This is a genomic window from Actinomycetospora straminea, from assembly GCF_028737255.1.
In the GTDB taxonomy this organism is placed as follows: domain Bacteria; phylum Actinomycetota; class Actinomycetes; order Mycobacteriales; family Pseudonocardiaceae; genus Actinomycetospora; species Actinomycetospora straminea.
In genome coordinates this window covers 129,506-146,471 of sequence record NZ_JAQZAN010000007.1, presented here as the reverse complement: position 1 = coordinate 146,471, position 16,966 = coordinate 129,506, and the positions used below count along the sequence as shown (strand labels likewise).

17 protein-coding genes are annotated in these 16,966 nt (G+C 78.7%); 4 read left to right on the top strand and 13 right to left on the bottom strand.

Annotation, left to right across the window (positions count from 1 at the left end; all coding sequences use genetic code 11):
* Positions 1–5: 5 nt before the first annotated feature.
* A complete protein-coding gene (locus PH190_RS12265; RefSeq protein WP_274231792.1) occupies positions 6–287 on the top strand; it encodes a hypothetical protein in 282 nt (93 codons plus the stop codon).
* A 14-nt stretch (positions 288–301) separates the two neighbouring features.
* Here the strand turns inward: PH190_RS12265 and PH190_RS12260 are convergent, their stop codons facing one another.
* The 11 genes from PH190_RS12260 to PH190_RS12210 form a co-directional block, all read right to left on the bottom strand.
* Positions 302–1,126, bottom strand: coding sequence for a universal stress protein (locus tag PH190_RS12260; RefSeq protein WP_274231791.1), 825 nt, complete (start codon positions 1,124–1,126; stop codon positions 302–304).
* Positions 1,127–1,179: 53 nt separating this feature from the next.
* Positions 1,180–2,148, bottom strand: a complete 969-nt coding sequence (locus PH190_RS12255) for a universal stress protein (RefSeq protein ID WP_274231790.1) — start codon at positions 2,146–2,148, stop codon at positions 1,180–1,182.
* Positions 2,149–2,275: 127 nt separating this feature from the next.
* Positions 2,276–2,665 (bottom strand): hypothetical protein, encoded by a 390-nt coding sequence (locus PH190_RS12250; RefSeq protein ID WP_274231789.1) that lies wholly within the window; start codon positions 2,663–2,665, stop codon positions 2,276–2,278.
* On the bottom strand, positions 2,662–3,570 hold the full coding sequence (locus tag PH190_RS12245; protein ID WP_274231788.1) for a universal stress protein: 909 nt from the start codon (positions 3,568–3,570) through the stop codon (positions 2,662–2,664). The genes PH190_RS12250 and PH190_RS12245 overlap by 4 nt, the downstream gene beginning before the upstream one ends.
* Positions 3,571–3,680: 110 nt before the next feature.
* Complete coding sequence (locus PH190_RS12240) at positions 3,681–4,121, bottom strand: universal stress protein (protein WP_274231787.1); 441 nt, start codon at positions 4,119–4,121, stop codon at positions 3,681–3,683.
* 16 nt (positions 4,122–4,137) lie between these two features.
* Positions 4,138–4,809, bottom strand: coding sequence for a phosphoribosyltransferase family protein (locus tag PH190_RS12235; RefSeq protein WP_274231786.1), 672 nt, complete (start codon positions 4,807–4,809; stop codon positions 4,138–4,140).
* A 43-nt stretch (positions 4,810–4,852) separates the two neighbouring features.
* Positions 4,853–5,380 carry a flavodoxin family protein gene (locus PH190_RS12230; RefSeq protein WP_337993810.1) on the bottom strand — a complete coding sequence of 176 codons (528 nt, stop codon included), beginning with the start codon at positions 5,378–5,380 and terminating at the stop codon, positions 4,853–4,855.
* Positions 5,381–5,409: 29 nt separating this feature from the next.
* Entirely contained in the window at positions 5,410–6,894 is a 1,485-nt protein-coding gene (locus PH190_RS12225) for a bifunctional aminoglycoside phosphotransferase/ATP-binding protein (protein WP_274231785.1), read from the bottom strand.
* On the bottom strand, positions 6,891–7,766 hold the full coding sequence (locus tag PH190_RS12220) for a universal stress protein (protein ID WP_274231784.1): 876 nt from the start codon (positions 7,764–7,766) through the stop codon (positions 6,891–6,893). Before PH190_RS12220 ends, PH190_RS12225 begins: the two co-directional genes overlap by 4 nt.
* Entirely contained in the window at positions 7,766–8,653 is an 888-nt protein-coding gene (locus PH190_RS12215; RefSeq protein ID WP_274231783.1) for a universal stress protein, read from the bottom strand. Before PH190_RS12215 ends, PH190_RS12220 begins: the two co-directional genes overlap by 1 nt.
* 61 nt (positions 8,654–8,714) lie before the next feature.
* Positions 8,715–9,251, bottom strand: a complete 537-nt coding sequence (locus tag PH190_RS12210; protein ID WP_274231782.1) for a universal stress protein — start codon at positions 9,249–9,251, stop codon at positions 8,715–8,717.
* A 163-nt stretch (positions 9,252–9,414) separates the two neighbouring features.
* Here PH190_RS12210 and PH190_RS12205 point away from each other — a divergent pair, with 163 nt between their 5' ends.
* Entirely contained in the window at positions 9,415–10,416 is a 1,002-nt protein-coding gene (locus PH190_RS12205; protein ID WP_274231781.1) for an Acg family FMN-binding oxidoreductase, read from the top strand.
* On the opposite strand, the gene PH190_RS12200 is transcribed toward PH190_RS12205, so the two are convergent.
* Positions 10,417–12,126, bottom strand: a complete 1,710-nt coding sequence (locus tag PH190_RS12200) for a GAF domain-containing sensor histidine kinase (RefSeq protein ID WP_274231780.1) — start codon at positions 12,124–12,126, stop codon at positions 10,417–10,419.
* Positions 12,127–12,315: 189 nt separating this feature from the next.
* On the opposite strand from PH190_RS12200, the gene PH190_RS12195 reads away from it, so the two are divergent.
* Together PH190_RS12195 and PH190_RS12190 are read left to right on the top strand one after the other, a co-directional pair.
* The gene (locus PH190_RS12195; protein WP_274231779.1) at positions 12,316–14,994 is read left to right on the top strand and encodes a GNAT family N-acetyltransferase; all 2,679 of its coding nucleotides are present in this window, start codon (positions 12,316–12,318) and stop codon (positions 14,992–14,994) included.
* Positions 14,995–15,090: 96 nt separating this feature from the next.
* The gene (locus PH190_RS12190) at positions 15,091–16,419 is read left to right on the top strand and encodes a GAF domain-containing protein (protein WP_274231778.1); all 1,329 of its coding nucleotides are present in this window, start codon (positions 15,091–15,093) and stop codon (positions 16,417–16,419) included.
* A 3-nt stretch (positions 16,420–16,422) separates the two neighbouring features.
* Here PH190_RS12190 and PH190_RS12185 read toward each other — a convergent pair whose 3' ends face one another.
* Complete coding sequence (locus tag PH190_RS12185) at positions 16,423–16,863, bottom strand: pyridoxamine 5'-phosphate oxidase family protein (protein ID WP_274231777.1); 441 nt, start codon at positions 16,861–16,863, stop codon at positions 16,423–16,425.
* Positions 16,864–16,966 lie beyond the last annotated feature (103 nt).

Genomic DNA, 16,966 nt, shown 5'->3' with positions numbered 1-16,966 from the left:
CCGCCATGGACACCGCGCCCGTCCGCCGCCCCTCCGAGGCCGTCGACCTCGTGTCGCACGTCGTCGTCCTCCGGCGCCGCGGCGCGCCGCGGGTGACGGTGCTCGCGGCGACGGACCAGGCCCGGCGCTCCCTGGACCACGAGACCCACCAGGCCGTGCGCACCACCCTGACGGGCATCCTGCGGGCCCTCGAGAGCGGCCTCGACGAGGGTCCCCGCCTGGACGCCGCCCTGCGGCTCGCGGACCGCGACGTGCGTCGCGGTCCGTCGGCGGGGACCGTGACCTGACGACCGGGACGGCCTCAGGACGACCGCGGCCACCACGACCGGCGCGGCGGGCCGGGCGGCGGGACGACGAGGACGGGGCAGCGCGCGCGCAGCGTCACCGCCCCGACGGGCGAGGCGGCCACGCGCGCCAGCACCCGGCCCCGCCCGGACCGTCCGAGGACGAGGAGGCGTGCCTGCGCGGACAGGTCGACCAGCGCGAGGGCGGGGTCGCCCTCGGCGACCCGCACCTCGACCGGGACGTCGGGGTGGGTCAACCGCCAGGCCGCGAGGCGGTCCCCCCAGGCCTCGGCCTCGTCGTCGAGCGTCTCGTCCCCGGCGACCGCGGTGTCCAGCGTCCACGGGGTCGACGCCCGCACGCACACCGCGAGCAGCGGCGCGCGGCGGCGCGCGGCGGCCGCAAAGGCGGCGTCGACGGCCTCGTCGCCGGTGCTGCGGGGCGCGAGCGCCAGGACGACCGGACCGTGGGTGTGCGGCGGCTCGTCGGGGACCACCGCGACCGGTTCGTAGGCGGTGTCGACGAGCTCGTCGACGCCGGCGAGGCGCTGGGGCACGACGAGCAGCCCGCTGCCCGCCGAGGCGCGGGCGAGCCGGTCGGCCAGCGACGACTCGCCGAGGACGGGGCCCAGCACCGGGCGGACCAGCCGGGCGAGGACCCCGACCGGCCCGCCGCGCGGCTCGTCGGGCTCGCCGGCCGCGGGCTCGACGAGGAGCTCGAGGCGGGCGCCGGTGCGCCGGGCCTGCCGGCAGGCCCAGGCGACCACCGCGTGCCGGCCCGGGCCCGCCGGTGCGAAGGCACGCACGACCGCGGCCGGTCGCCGACCCGGGTGCACCTCCGCCACCGCCGGCTCCGCCGCGGGCCGGGGACCGGCGGCGCCGGTCGCGGCGCGGCTCCTCACGGCGCCGCGGCGCGCACGCGCTCGGCGGACCGGGGCCGGTGCCGCACGCCGGGCGGGGGCACGACGGCGACCGGACAGGGCGCGCGGTGCACCACGGCGCGGCTCACGGAGCCGAGCAGCAGGCCGGCGAAGCCCCCGCGGCCCCGCGTCCCGACCACCAGCAGGCGCGCGCCGCGGGCCGTCTCCAGCAGGGCGCGCGCCGGGCGTGAGCGCGTGACGACGGTGGTGACCCGCAGGTCGGGGTGGGCGGCGGAACGGCCGGCGAGCTGCTCGGCAAGCACCCGTCGCTCCTGCTCGGTGATCGCGTCGAGGTCGGTGAACGCCTCGGGCACGGTCTCGATGAGGGGGTCCGACCAGGTGTGCACCGCGACCAGGGGACGGTCCTCCGCGTCGGCGAACGCCACCGCGACGTCGATGGCCGCGTCGCTGGCGGGCGACCCGTCGACGCCGACGACGACCGGCGCGTCGGGACCCGGGCCGGCCGTCCCGCGGACGACGACGACCGGGCCCTCCGCGTGGGAGGCCACCGTGGACGCCACCGAGCCCAGCAGCGCGCCGCCGAGCCCGTCGGCGCCCTGCTCCCCGACCACGAGCATCCCCGACCCCGCGCGCTCCATCAGCGCCTCGGCGGCGGGACCGTCGACCAGCTCCTCGGTCACCGCCACCGACGGCGCCTCCGCGCGCGCGGCCTCGGCGGCCCGGGACAGCTCGTGGCGGGCCTGCGCCTCGATCTCGTGCTGGTAGCGACGCCAGAGCGAGGCGTCGGCCAGCAGGGTGGGATCGACCGCGCCGTAGGCGAGCACGACGTGCAGCCCCCGCCCCGTCGAGGCCGCCGCACCGGCGGCCCAGCGCACGGCGGCCAGGGACGACTCCGAGCCGTCGGTCCCGACCACCACCGGCCGGCCCGGGCCGGCACCCTCGCCGTTCGGGAGGGTCGTCGGGCCGCGGTCGTGTTCCTCGTCCATGCTGCTCTCCTCCGTCGCGCGTCGTTCCCCCGGGCGAGCCTCGCCCGGTGTGGCCCGCGGCCGCCCGGGCCGTCCGGGCCCCGCGGGCGGGCCCTTGGTCGTCGGTCGCCGGGAGGGCGCCGGGGCGTCAGGCCCGGACCCGTCCCCGGCGCGCGCCTCGCCGCGCCGCCGCGCGCAGGGCGACGACGGTCAGCGCCCAGGTGACGAGGACGCCCGCGACGAAGACCCCCACCAGCACCGGCCCGAGACCCGGCACCAGGCCCCACACCAGCGCGGCGACACCCGCCGCGAAGGTGGCGGCGCCGGCGATCACCAGGGTCGGCGTGCCGAGCGGGACGAGCGAGACGCTCGCGATCGCGGCCACCGCCACGACGGCGAGCCCGAACCCCGCCATGCCCCGCGGGTCGTCGACGAGCCACGCCGACCCCGTGGCGACGAACACGACGTACTGGACCACGAGCACCGCGACCAGCAGGTCGACGAGCAGGGCACGCGGCGTCCGCAGCACCGCGGTCACGAGGTCACCTCCTGCGACACGCGGGACGCGGCCGGCGTGGCGGCGTCGGGCGGGGGCGGCGGCACCACGACCACCGGGCACGACGCGTGCAGGACGAGACCCGGGCGCGTCGGGTGGTGGTGATGGCGCCAGCCGTGCTCGCCGCTCCCGAGGACGACGAGCTCGGCGTCGCGCGCCTGGTCGGCGAGGACCCGGTCCGCGCGCTCCTCGGCCAGCACCACGCGCACCGAGGGTGGGCGGTCGGGGCCGAGCGCGGGGACGTCCTCGGACAGCAGCCGGGCGTCACGGCCGGCGCGCACCAGCACCAGCGGCGCCCCCCGCGTCGAGGCCCGGGCGGCCGCGAACCGCACGGCCGCCCGCGAGCCCGGGGAGCCGTCGTCGCCGACGACCACCGCGGCGGCGCCGTCCGCACGGTCGCGCACCCGGGGGTCGCAGCCCTGGGGGACGACGACGACCGGCACGTCGACGTGGCCGACGAGGCCGCGAGCGATGCCCCGGAGCGCGAGGTCCAGGAGACGGGGCAGGCCGTCGTTGCCGACGACCAGCAGCGACGCCGACCGCGCCTGCGCGCGCAGCACGCCGACGGGGTCGCTCTCCACGACGTCCTCGCTCACCGCGATGCCCGGCGCGACGGCCTGTGCCGCCTCCCGCATCTCCCGGAGCTCGCGGCGCGCCAGCGACCGCAGCCCGGTCGCGACGTCCACCCCGACCAGGCCGCCGTGCCCGCCGCGCGGGATCACCAGGCCGAGCACCAGACGCAACGGCACACCGCGGTCGCGCGCCTCGGCGGCCGCCCACCGGACGGCGGTCTCCCCGTGGCCCTCGATGGACACCCCGACGACGACGGCGCCACCGCGCCCGCCGCCCCGATCGTCGTTCCTCGTCCCCGATCCCGCCTCGGACATCGGCCCACCTCCTCGTCGCCCCAGCCTGCGCACCGCGACCCCCGCGGCGGCAGGGCCGGAGGGCCCGCGCGACCGGGACCGGAGGCCGAGACGACGGGGGCGACCGGTGATCAGGCCCGGTGCCCGTCGGGCACCACCCGGACGGGGCAGGGCGCGTGCCGGACGCAGCCCCACCCGACCGAGCCGAGCAGGGCGCTCGCGACCGCCCCGCGCCCGCGGTGCCCGACGACGAGCTCGTCGGCGCCGGCGGCCGCACGGACCAGGACGTCGGCGGCGTCGCCCCGCGCGACCTCGACCGTGACCGGCGGGCGGACCAGGTGCTCGCCGCCCAGCTCGTAGGCGACGTCGGTGACCATGGCCCGCACCGCGCCCGCCAGCGACTCCTCGATCTCGGCCCGGTCGGGCAGCGGTGTCGGTGCCGCCGGCAGGCGCCACTCGGGCGGCTCGTACACCGCGACCACCCGCAGGCACGCCCCGCGGAGCGCGGCGGAGCGCATCGCGTCGACGAGGGCGGCCCGGGAGCCGGGCGAGCCGTCGACCCCCACGACCACGGTCGGACGGTGGTCCTCACCCACCGGGAACACGCGCGCCACCGTGCGCCCCGCCGGCCGCCTGCTCCCGCAGGGCCGCGACGACCTCGGTCTCGTCGACCCGGTGGAACTCGACGTAGCTCGCGGCCACCTCGCGGAACGCGGCCGGGCGCGCGAGCACGACGAGCTCGTCCACGTCCTGCGCGAGGACGTCCACGGCGACCGGGGCGCCCACCGGCACGGCGAGGACCACCCGTCGGGCACCACGGGCCCGGAGCACGGCGACGGCGGTCCGCACGGGGGTGGCCACGGCGACGCCGTCGGCGACCAGCACGACGGTGCGCCCGCCGATCGGGACGCCGGGTCGTCCGCCCCGGTACCGCCGGACGAAGCGGTCCACGGCGGCCCGCTCGCGGACCACCGCCGCGGCCAGCTCGGCCTCGCCGACGCGCAGCGCGCGGACGAGACCGTCGTCGAGCGCCAGCACCCCCTCCTCGCCGACCGCGCCCAGGACCAGCGGGGACCGCGCGGGGACGCGGACCTCCCGCGTCACGGCCACGTCCAGCGGCGCCGCGAGCGCCGCGGCGACGGGCGCGGCGACGAGCACACCCCCGCATGGCGCACCGAGGACCACGACGTCCTCGCCCGCGAGGTGGCCGAGCCGCCGGGCCAGGCGCATCCCCGCGTCGCGGCGATCGATGAACGTCATCGCGGTCACCCCGCCGCCGCCCGGTGCGACGCCGCGGTGGGCCTCACGGCGCGCCCCCGGCCGGGACGGCCACGTCCTCCGCGAGCGCCGCGCCCCAGGCCCGCGCGCGCTCGAGCTCACCGTCGAGCAGCGGGCCCTCCGAGCCCGTGACCCAGAAGGTGTGGGGCCCTTCGCGGGTGGTGAGCCCGTGGCGGCGCAGGCGCCGGGCGATCGCGCGCGCCGCGGAGCCGGGGACGCGGGGACGCACGACGCGGGTGTCGAACGCGGCTGCGGTGACACCGGCCCGCCCGCGCAGCGCCTCGAGCCACTCGCGCACCCCGGGGCCCGGGGACACGGTCGGACGCCCGGCCCGGGCGGCCGCGTCCCGTCGCGTCTTGGGCCGGCTCATGCCGAAGGCGTGCGTCGGCCCGCCCACGACGAGCAGGGCGAGGTCCTCCCCGGGATCCGTCGGCGCCGCGCCGACCTCCACCACCTCCACGGGGAGGTGCGCCGCGACGCCGTCCGCGATCGCGCGGGCCACCGCCTCGGTGTTGCCGTACATCGACTCGAACACCACCAGGGACCGGGGCACGGTCCACCTCCTTCCTCGGGCGCTCCGTCTCAGACCTCGACGACCGTCCAGGTGGCGTGCGGGCGGGGGGCGCGCACGGCGGCGAGCGCCGCGTCCACGGCGGCGTCGACGGAGCCGGCGGTGTCGATCACCGTGGCCTCGAGCCACGGGTCGGTGTCGGCGGCCATGACCGCGGCCACCAGCGGGGTGGCGTCGGACGCCGACCCGCGCCGGCGACGGATGCGCTCGTCCGCGACCGCGCGCGGCGCCTCGCAGCGCAGCGACGTCAGCGCCGCCGAGGCCCGCGCCGCGAGCGCCGTCGCGCCCTCGCGCGGCGCTGCCGCGGTCCACGAGGCGTCGAGCACCACCGACTCCCCCAGGCCGAGGAGCTCCTCGGCCCGGTGCAGGAGCTCGCCGTAGGTCGCGGCGGTGTGCTCGGCGCGGTAGAGGCCCGTGGCGTAGTCGGCCGCGGCGCCGGTCGACGGGTCGATGCCGGCGATCTCCTTGCGGACGCGGTCGCTGGACAGCAGCGTCGCCCCGAGCCGGTCGGCCAGCCCGCCGGCGACCGTCGACTTGCCCGTGCCCGGCAGGCCGCCGACCAGCACCAGCCGGACCCGGCCCGCGTCGAGGTGGGCGGCCGCGAGCTCGAGCAGGTCGCGGGCGAGGTCCGCGTCCCCGCCGCCCTGGTCGACCCGCACGCAGGTCACCGAGGCGCGCACGGCCGCGCGGTAGGCCGTGAGGTGGTGGCGCAGCGCGGGCGGTGCGGGGTCGTCGGCGAACTCGGCGTACCAGCCGAGGAAGCGCCCGGCGAGGGCGGCGTCACCGAGGCGCTCGAGGTCCATCGCGAGGAACGCGGCGTCGTCGAGCCCGTCGACGTAGCGCAGGTGGTCGTCGAACTCCAGGCAGTCGAGCACCACCGGCCCGTCGGGCAGGCAGAAGACGTCGTCGGCGAGCAGGTCGCCGTGCCCGTCGACCACCCGGCCCTGCCGCCGGCGCCGGTCGAACAGGGCACGCCGGCCGTCGAGGAACGCGCCGGCGGCGGCCGCGACGTGGTCGACGACGTCGGCGGGCAGGATCGTGCCGGCGTGGCGGCGCAGCCCGTCGAGGACGCCGGTCCACCGGGCGCGGGCGGCGTCGACCGTCCCCTCCCGGTCCACCGCCGGGCCGCGCGCGGCGGTGCTGTGGAACGCGGCGAGGCGCCGGGCGAGGGTGCGGACCTCGTCCTCCACCGGCTCGCCGGCCCGCACGAGCGCGGCCAGGCGCCGGTCGGCCGGCATCCGCCGCATCGCCACGAAGTACTCGCACGCCATCCCGTCCGGCCCGAGCAGGCTCTCGAGCCCGAGGTAGGCCTCGGGGCTGAGCCGCCGGTTGAGGGCGATCTCCCGCAGGCACGCCTCCCGCCGCCGCTCGAGGGTGGTGAAGTCGCAGAACCCCAGGTCGACCGGCTTCTTCATCTTGTGCACCCGGTCCCCGGCGAACCACAGGACCGCCGTGTGGGTCTCGACGACCGCGGGGGCGGGCCCGGGACCGGTCACCGGGTGCCCTCCGTCGCGGTCACCGCGGTGGCGGCCTGGTCCAGGCCGCGGGGTCCGAGGACGGCGACCGCGCACGGGGCCCCCGCGAGCACCGAGCGCGCCGTGGAGCCCGGCCCGCGCAGCGAGGCGGCGCCGTCGCGGCGGTGGCCGACGACGACCTCGTCGGCGCCCGCGGCGCGTCCCAGCAGCGCGCGGGCCGGGCGGTCGACGACCACCTCGGTGCGCACCGGCACGGGGCCGGGCCGGAGGGCCGCGACGAGCCGATCCAGCGCGCGGCGGGCCGCGGCGAGGTCGGCGTCGGCGACCTCGCCGGCGCCCTCGGCGTCCTCCGGGGGCGGGACGGCACGGACGACCTCGAGCGGGACCCCGAGGTCGGCCGCGGTGCGCACGGCGTAGGCGAGCACCGCGGGCGCCGAGCCGCCGTCGTCCACGCCGACCACCACGGCCCGGCGCTCGACGGCGCCGCGCGGGGTCGGTCCGCGGTACTCGGGGATCACGAGGACGGGGCACGGTGCCGCGACGATCACGCGCTCGGTGGTGTGCCCCGCCTCCGTGCCGAGACGCCGGTGGCGGTCGCCGAGGACGAGCACCGAGCCCGCCGCACAGGCGCCGACGAGGGTGTCGGTGATGTCGCCGGCCCGGCAGAGGAGCTCCACCGCGAGGTCGGGGGCGGTGCGGGTGAGGTAGGCCTCGGCGCGCCGGCCGGCGTCGTCGTACCAGGGCGCCAGGGGCGTCTCGGGGCCGTGGGTGTGCACGAGGACCAGCGGTCCGCCGCGGCCCCGGGCCTCACGGACGGCCCGGTCGAGCACGCGCACGCGCAGCAACCCGTCGTCGACCCCGACCACCACCGGGGCGGGTGCGGGGTCGCGCATCACACACCCTCCTCGGCCCAGACACGGTCCGTCGCCACCCAGCGCTCGGCCGCCCCGGCGGGCAGCACGGCGACCGGGCACGGCGCCGCGCGGACGACCCGCTGGCTGGTGGAACCGACCAGGGTCCCCGCCAGCGCGCCGCGCCCGCGGCAGCCGAGCACGACCAGCGCGGCGCCGTCACGCGCCTCGCGCAGGAGCTCCTCGCCCGGGTCGCCGCGGTCGAGGACCTCGTGGAGGCGGACACCCGGGTACCGGGTCGCCAACCCGGCGCGCGCCTCGGCGAGGACGCGGCGGCGCTCGTCGGCGTCGGCGTCCGCGTCGTGACGGGGAGCGACACCGACGGCGGTGAGGCGCGCGTGCCAGCGGTCGGCGACGTCGGTGGCGAACGCGACGGCCCCGTGCGACTCCGGCGAGCCGTCGACGCCGACGAGGACGGGGCCCTCGTGGCGCTCGTCGGGGTCCCAGCGCGGCCCGACCACGACGACCGGGCAGGCGGACCGGCCCATGGTGTGGACCAGCGTGCGGCCGAGCGTGAGGTCGAGGGCGCCGTCGAGGTGCCGCGTCCCGACGACGAGCAGGTGCGCCCGGCGGGACACCGCGACCAGCGCCGGCCCGGCCACGCCGTCGACCACCGACAGCCGCGGCGCGAGCCCGGGGGCCGCCGCCTCCGCGATGCGGCGCGCCTGGCCCAGCAGGGACATCGCCCGCCCGGTCGGGGCGCGCAGCTCGTCGGGGTCCCGGTCGGACGGCGGCAGCACCTGGACGAGGTCGAGCGGCAGGCGCCGGCGGTCGGCCTCGCGGGCCGCCCATCCGACCGCCCGCAGCGTCCCGGGGTCGCCGTCCACCCCGACGACCACCCCGGCTGGGGGCACCGAGCGATCGATCATTGTCCAGCCTCCTCCGGCGGCCTCGCCGCCATGGTCGTCCTGTGTGGGTGCGCAGCGGGCGTCAGGCGAGCGGGCCGGCCGGGAGCGGTCCGGCGAGGAACGCCAGGTCGTCCTCCGTGGCCTCCTCGTGCGGCACCGGCGCCGCGGGCACGACCGTGACCGGGCACGGGGCGTGCAGCACCGCCGACAGCCCGACCGATCCGAGCAGGGCGCTGCGCAGCCCGCCGCGACCGCGGTGACCCACGACGAGCACCGCGGCGCCCTGCGCCTCCTGCGTCAGGACGTGGGCCGCGGGGCCGGTGATCGCGACGACCGTGACCGGCACCGCGCGGTCCGCGTCGCCCAGGGCGGCGCGCACCTCCTCGACGCGCTCGCGGGCCGTCTCCTCGACGGCCGCCCGGAGCTCCCCGCTGTCGGCGATCAGGGGGTAGCCGTACGTGGTCATCCAGGCGTCCGGGGGCTCGTGGGCGACGACCACCCGGACCGCTGCCCCCCGCCGGCCACCCTCGGCGATCGCCCAGCGCACCGCGGCCTCCGCGTGTCGCGAGCCGTCGAAGCCCACGACGACCGTCCCGCCGTCGTCCCCGATCGTGTCCATCCCGTCCACCCCTCGGTCCTCGGTGCCGCTGATCGGGGTCCACCCTCGCCCGGCGAGGCCTCCCGACACCGGAGCCGGACGGTCCCTCCGCACCGGGCCGTCGGTCCCTGGTGAGCGGCCCGGCCGGGGACGGACGCTTCCCGCCGAGGACGAGGAGGACGTCGTGGCTGCAGCGGGAGGCATCGTGACGATGCGAGAGGACCGGGCATCCGGGACGACGGCGGTGATCGAGCTCCTGCGCGCCGGGGCGAGCGCGCCCTCGAGCCACAACAGCCAGCCGTGGCGACTGCAGTGGCACCACGACGCGGTCGAGGTCCACGGCGACCCGGACCGGCGGCTCGAGGTGGCCGACCCCGACGCCCGCGAGCTGCGGCTCGCGTGTGGCGCTGCCCTGCTCAACGTGCGGCTCGCGGTGCGCGCCCAGGGCCGGCGGGCCCACACGCAGCTGCTGCCCGACCCGGCCGACCGCTGGTTCCTCGGACGGGTCCGCCCGGGCTCGGTCCTGCCGGCGTCGCTGTGGGAGAGCGAGCTGGCGACGGCGATCCCGCGCCGGCACACCGACCGCCACCCCTTCGACGGGCGACCGCTCCCGGCCGCGCTGCGCGACCAGCTGGCCCGCGCGGCCGGGCGGGAGAGCTGCCGTCTGGTGTTCCTCACCGACGCCCGCCAGCGGCGCGAGCTGCGCGAGCTCACCGCCCGGGCGCACCGTCAGCAGCGCGCGGACCCCGCGTTCGTCGCCGAGTGGGAGCGATGGATCGGCCACCCGGCGCGCGAGGACGACGGCCTGCCCCGCGAGCACGCGCAGCGGGCGCCGCGGGCCGACTCCGCCTGGCGGCCCCGCGACTTCGGTGACGCGGTCGCCGACACCGACCGCACCGCGCCGCCCACCGGCAGCGGGGACGACCCGACCGTCGCCGTCGTCCTGTCCTACGACGACGGTCCCCTCGCCCACCTGCGGGCCGGCGCGGCGATGCAGCAGGTGCTGCTGACGGCCACGGCCCACGGGGTGGGGTCGTCGTTCGTCGCGCCCCCGCTCGAGGTCGCCGCCGTGCGCGACGAGGTGCGGGCCCTGCTCGGCGGGGTGCTCTGGCCGCAGGTCGTCCTGCGCCTGGGCTGGGGGCGCCCGGTGCACCCGACGCCCCGCCGCCGCGACACCGGCGCCTGATCAGGTCGCGGCGTCGAACGGGACCCACCACGACAGGCGGGTCCCGCTCCGGGTCCCGGTCGTGCGCCGTCCGACGCTGGCCTCGCCGCCGAGCGCCCGGGCGCGGGCGGTCAGGTTCGCCAGGCCGCTGCGCGCCACGGTGTCGGGGATGCCGAACCCGTCGTCGGTCACGTCCACCGCGAGGACGTCGTCCACGGACACGGTCACCACCACCGTGTCCGCGCCGCCGTGGCGCACGGCGTTCGAGACGCCCTCGCGCACCACGGCCTCGACCTGCACGGCGAGCTCCTCGGGCACGGTGTCGACCGGCCCGGACAGCCGCACCACGGGCTCGGTCTCGACGTGGGCGCTCATCTCGGCGACGGCGGCCCGCAGACGCCCCCCGAGGCCCGGGGTGGTGCCGATGGCGTGGAGGTCGAAGATGCTCGTGCGGATGTCGCGGACGATGCCGTCGATCGTGTCGACCGCCTCGTTGACCCGCCCCGCGGCCTCCGGCTGGCTGCGCAGCCGGGCCTGGGTGGCCTGCAGGCCGAGGCCGAGCGCGAACAGGCGCTGGAGCACGTGGTCGTGCAGGTCGGCGGCGATGCGCTCCCGGTCGGCGGCGACGTCGAGCTGGCGGCGGGCGCGCTGGGACTCGGCGAGCCGCAGCACCAGCGCGGCCTGGTCGGCGAACGAGGCCGCGGTCGAGAGGCCCTCGGTGCCGATCGGGGCCGACCCGGGACGCCGCACCACCACGAGGACACCGGTGATCACCTCGGTGCCGTCGAGCGGCACGAGCAGCGCCGGCCCGAGGTGCTCCTCCCGGCCGTCGACGGCGAGGACCAGGTCGTCCTCGAGGCGCGGCAGGCGCAGGCGCGCCACCTCGTCCAGCGCGGCGCCCGCGAGCCGCGCGTCGATCGGCAGCCGGGCCTCGAGACCGACGCTCACGGTCACGCGCACCGGCGGCGCCTCGTCGCGCTCGCACGCCAGGGCCGGCGGGGTGGTGATGATCGCGCCGACACCGTCGGCGAGCTCGGCGGCGCGTTCGGCCGCCAGCACGAGGGCCTCCGTCGGGTCCGCGCCGGCCAGGACCTGGGTCGTGATCTCCCCGGACGCCTCGAGCCACCGCTGACGACGCTGCCCCTCGGCGACGAGCCGCTCGGTGTCCTGGTGCAGGCGCGCGTTCTCGACGGCCACCGCCGCGGCGGCCGCCAGCGCGACGATGAGCTCCTCGTCGGCGGCGGTGAAGCCGCCGCGCTTGTCGGTGAGGTAGAGGTTGCCGAAGACCTCGCCCCGGACGCGGACCGGGACGCCGAGGAAGGACCCCATGGGCGGGTGGTGGGGCGGGAAGCCGACCGAGGCGGGGTGGTCGTGCAGGTCGTCGAGGCGCAGGGGCGTCGGGTGCCGGATGAGCTCGCCGAGCAGGCCCCGGCCGCGGGGCAGGTCGCCAATCCGCGCCCGCGTGGCGTCGTCGATGCCGGTGTGGACGAAGCGGGCGAGGCCGGCCCCGGCCTCGTCGAGCACGCCGAGCGCGCCGTAGCGGGCGCCGACCAGGTCGGTGGCCACCTCGACGAGGCGGCGCAGCGTGGTGTCGAGGTCGAGGCCCTCGGCCACCGCCACCATCGAGGAGAAGAGGGCCGCCACCTGCTCCGTGCCGGCCCCGCTCAGCCGCGGACCGGGCGGGCCCGCTCCCTCGACGGGACGTCGTGCCGTGCCCTGCGTGTCCACCACGACGGCCGTCTCCCCCTCCGCGAGTCCCGCCCCGTCCGACCATCCTGGCCCCGACGGCGCGGCGCGGCCAGGGCCGGAGGTCCCACCACCGCCGGACCCCGTGCCGTTCCCCGCCCCCGGCCCGGAGGTCCCGTGATCGCCGGGCCGACGGCCCTGCCGGGCGCCCGCGGCTCCGGCTGGGATCGGCCCATGAGCGTCCTCGACCCGGCCGATCCCGCCGTCGAGCACCGCGTCCTGCTCGCGGACGGCAGCCCGGTGGACATCCGGTCCCTGGACCGCCGGGACGGGCCCGCCCTCCTGCGCCTGCACCGGGACCTCCCGGAGCACGACCGGTGGCTGCGGTTCGCGACGCTCTCGCCGCACGCGCTCGACACCTACGCCCTGGACGCGGCGGCCTCGGGCACCGTGTGGGGCGCGTTCCTGGGCGCCGAGCTGGTCGGGGCGGTGCAGGTCGCGCCGGACGCGGCGTGCCCGGAGGACGCGGAGGTCGCCGTGACGGTCGGGCACCGGGTCCAGGCCCACGGCGTGGGGACCGCCCTGCTCGAGCGGGCCGTCCACGAGTCCGTCCGGCGCGGCGTGCGGCGCTGGACCGCCGAGGTGCTGACCGAGAACACCGCCATGCGCCGGGTGTTCACCGACCTCGGGCTGCCCGTCGCGCGCGAGGCGGACGGCCCGTCGCTGCACGTCGTCATCACCCTGCCCGACCCCGAGGACCCGGCCGCGGCGGCGGCCTTCGCCCGCGCGACGCTGGCCCGGGCCGCCCACGCGGCCCGCGCCGGCCTCGGCCCCGTCCTGCGCCCACGCTCGATCGCGGTGGTCGGGGCGGGTCGGCGGCCGGGCTCGGTGGGCCGGGCGGTCCTCGACGCCGTGCTCGCCGGCGGGTTCACCGGTCGCGTCCACGTCGTCCACCCGCACGCGGCCCGCGTGGCGGGCGTCCCGACCGTCGCCTCGGTCGACCTGCTGCCCGACGCACCGGACCTCGCGATCCTCGCGACGCCACCGGCCGCGCTGCCGGCGCTGGTGGCGGCGTGCGGGGAGCGCGGCGTGCGGGCCGTGCTGGTGATCACGTCGGGGCTCGCGGCCGCCGGGGTCGACGGCGCCGTCCTGGAGGCCGTGCACCGGCACGGGATGCGCCTGGTCGGGCCGAACTGCCTGGGGCTGGTCGACACCGCGCCGGACGTGCGGCTCGACGCCACGTTCGCTCCCGGCGCGGCGCCGGCGGGGTCGGTCGGCGTCGTCACCCAGTCCGGCGGGGTGGCGATCGCGGTGCTCGAGGCCCTGCGCGGGCTCGGGCTCGGCGTCTCCACCCTCGTCTCGGTCGGCGACCGCTACGACGTCAGCAGCAACGACCTGCTCGCCTGGTGGTCCGAGGACGCCGACACGCGGGTCGCCGTCCTGCACGTCGAGTCGTTCGGCAACCCGCGCGCCTTCTCCCGCCTGGCGCGACGGGTCTCCGCGCGGATCCCGGTGCTCGCGGTGCGGGCGGCGAGCAGCGAGGTCGGGGCGCGGGCGGCGGCGTCGCACACCGCGGCGTCGGCCACCCCGGCGGTCCGCCGCGACGCCCTCTACCGGCAGGCGGGGGTCCAGCCCGTCGACGACCTCGGCGAGCTCGCCGGCGCCCTCGCCGTGCTGTCCTGGAGCGCGCCCGCCGCCGGCGACCGCGTCGCGGTGCTCGGCAACGCCGGCGGCACCAACGTGCTCGCCGCCGACGCGTGCGCGGCCGCCGGCCTGCGGGTCCCGGCCCTGGCCCCGGCCACCCGGTCCCGGCTCGACGCCCTGCTTCCCTCCACCGCGGCCACCGGCGGGCCCGTCGACACCACCGCCACCGCCGACGCAGCGACCTTCGCCGCGTGCCTCGACGTGCTGCGCGAGGCCCCGGAGGTCGACGCCGTGCTCACCGTCGCCTGCCCGACGGCCCTCGGCGACCCGGGCACCGGGCTCGGCGCCGCCCTGGCCCGCCCGCCCGGGCGCGACGTCCCCGTCGTCGCCGTCGCCCTCGACCAGCGGGCCCGCGTCGCCCCCCTGCTCGACGCGGACGGCACCCCCCGCGCCGCGGTGTTCGCCGACCCGGCCGACGCCGCGCGGGCGCTCGCGCACCTCGTCCGCCGCGGCGCCGACGTCGCCCGCGACCCCGGCCGCCCACTGCCGGCCGACGAGCACCCCGTCGACCTCGCCACCGCGCGGACGGTGGTGGCGGGCGTGCTGGACGCCCACCCCGGCGGCCGGTGGTTGGAGCCCGACGAGTGCGCCGCCCTCCTGCAGGCCGCTGGGCTCGACCTCGTGCCCGCCCGGGTCGTGCGCACCGTCGACGAGGCGGTCGCCGTCGCCCGGGCGATCGACGGACCGGTCGCGCTCAAGGTCGTCGCCGAGGGCGTACTGCACAAGTCCGAGCAGGGCGGGGTCGCCCTCGCGCTGCGGGGCGACGTCGCCGTCCGGGCCGCGGCGACCGGCTTCGTGGCGGCCTTCGGCGAGGCGTGGCGCGGGTTCGTCGTGCAGCCCATGGCGCCCCCGGGCGTCGAGATGCTCGTGGGCGTGGCCGGCGACCCGGACTTCGGCGCACTCGTCACCGCCGGCGTCGGCGGGACGGGCACCGACGTGGCCGACCGGCGCTGGCACCGCCTCGTCCCGATGACGACGACCGATCTCGCCGAGCTCCTCGACGAGCTCCCGCTGCGCCGCGGCATCGCCGCGCGGCTGGTGGAACGCGAGCGGCTCGGGACGGTCGTCGCGCGCGTCGCCCGGCTCGCCGAGCTCCTCCCCCAGATCGCCGAGATGGACCTCAACCCCGTCGTCTGCACCCCGGACGCGTGCCGGCTCGTGGACGCCCGCGTCCGCGTCGCGCCCGTCGGGCTCGATCGCGGCGCCTGACCGCAGCGCTTGACCGCAGCGCTTGACAGTGTCCTCGTTCGTCGGACGATGTGGTCTCGTCCCGCGTCCAGCCCGTGGCGTGCCCTGAGAGGTGCTGTGTCCGATCGCCCCGAGCCCCCGAGCCCGTCCGAGGGCCTCGCCTTCCCGACGGTGGCTCGGCTCGAGCTCGACGACCTGCTCGACCAGCTCATCGACCGGGCCACCGAGGTCAAGCTGACCCAGGGCCGGCTGCGGGGCCTGCTCGACGCCGTGCACCACATCACCGCCGGCCTCGAGCTCGACGACCTCGTGGCGCGCATCGCCGAGAACGCCCGGAGCCTCGTCCAGGCGCGCTACGCCGCGCTCGGCATCGTGCGCGACGGGCGGCTCATCCGCTTCGTGCACATCGGCATGGACGCCGGCACCGTGGCCCGGATCGGCGCGTTGCCCCAGGGCAAGGGCGTCCTCGGCGAGCTCATCGACCACCCGCGGGCCCTGCGCCTCGACGACCTCTCCGCCCATCCGTCCGCCGTCGGCTTCCCCGCCGAGCACCCACCGATGCGGTCGTTCCTCGGGGTCCCGCTGCTCGCCGGCGGCACCGTCTACGGGAACCTCTACGTCACCGAGAGCGAGCACGAGGGCGGCTTCGGCGCCGACGACGAGCAGCTGCTCACCGCGCTGGCCGGGGCGGCCGGGATCGCCGTCGAGAACGCCCTGCTCCTCGACGGGGAGCGCCGCCGTGCACGGTGGCAGGCCGCCTCCGCCGAGATGGCCAGCAGCCTGCTCGCCGGGGAGCTGCCGCCGGAGGAGGAGCTCCAGCACCTGCTCGACGTCGCCGTCGACATCGCCCGCGCCCACGGAGCGGCGGTCACGGAGGTCGCCGACGCCGACCCGACCACGGCCCGCGTCGTGGTCGTGGCCGGCGACCTCGCGCACTGGGCCGGACGCACCGCCGGGGTCGCCGGATCGATCACCCAGGCCGCCCTCGACGCCGACGGGCCGGTGCTCGTCCCCGACGCCACCACCGATCCCCGCACCACCGGCGTGGTCGCGCGCGCCCCGGAGGTGCGCTCGATGCTGGCCGTGCCCCTCGACGCGTCACCGCCCGGCTCCCGGTCCGTGCTCGTCCTGACCCGGACCGCGGACGACGAGGTGTTCGGGCCGGTCGAGGCGGAGATGCTGCTCGCCTTCGCCGCGCACGCCACGACCGCCATCGAGCTGGGCCGCGGTCGCCGCGACCGTGAGGCCGTCCGCGCCCTCGAGGACCGCGAGCAGCTCGTCCTGTCCCTGTCCGAGCAGGTGCTCCACCGCATCCAGCGGGTCGGCCTCGCCCTGACCGCCGCCGCCTCGGGCGCCGAGCCGACGCTGCGCGACCAGCTGCTCGCCCAGGTGGCCGAGCTCGACGACGTCACCCGTGCCGTCCGCGACACGGTGTTCCCGCGCTGATCGTCAGCCGCCCCCGGGTGCTGCGCCGCCCTCGGCCGGGTCGAGCGCGAGACGCCGGCCGGTGATCCGGTGCGCGGTGATGCGGACGACGTGCGCCCCTCGCCGGCGGACCCAGGGCCGGTGCGCCACGTCGAGGACGGCGATCAGCTCGTCGACGTCGGTGACCACCTCGGCGCGCCCGACCACCAGCACGCTCCAGCCGGTGTGGGCGTCGGCGTCGACCTGGTCCACCTCGAAGGCGACCAGATCGCCACGCCGGGCGGCGTCCAGCTTCGGCCCCGGCCCGGTGCGCACGATGATCGAGGGGCCGTGACGGAGGAAGTTCACCGGGTGCGCGGCGGGCCCCGTCGCGTCGGTGAAGACCATGCGCCCGACGGGGACGCTGTCGAGCAGGCGATGGCACTCGGCCACCGTCATCTCGTCGGTCTCGCGGCTCGTCGTCATCCCGTGTCTCCGCTCTCGTGCCCGGTCCCGCCCCGACCGTGGGGGCGGCGACCGCGCCCGATCAGGGACGCACGGCCCGGATCGCGGAGGACGTTGGGCTCCC